The sequence below is a fragment of the Paenibacillus vini genome, from assembly GCF_018403325.1.
Taxonomy (GTDB): Bacteria; Bacillota; Bacilli; order Paenibacillales; family Paenibacillaceae; genus Fontibacillus; species Fontibacillus vini.
Window position 1 is genome coordinate 1 of the sequence record NZ_BOSL01000069.1, and the last position, 270, is coordinate 270.

The following is a 270-nucleotide window of genomic DNA, read 5'->3' on the forward strand; positions in this document are numbered from 1 at the left end:
TTACGATGAGCGTATAATCGCCATCCTGGCTGATCGTATCGCCTGACATGAACGAACCACCGTTTAATGTCGCAGTCCCTTCGTCAAACGTCACCGTTTTATCCGTGTTATACAGCTTCCCGTCTTCCACGCCCGAAACCACCGGCTTCGTTTTGTCGATGGTAAAGCTAACAGTCGTCGCATTGCCGGCGGCATCACTCACGACAAGCGTGTAGCTGCCTTCTGCACTTATCGTAGTGCCCGAAGTATACGGCTGGTCGTTTAACAGAG

At 51.9% G+C, this 270-nt stretch carries 1 protein-coding gene; it reads right to left on the bottom strand.

What is annotated here, in order from left to right:
- On the bottom strand, positions 1–270 hold a 270-nt coding region (locus KJS57_RS26200), incomplete at both ends, for a hypothetical protein (protein ID WP_213656847.1).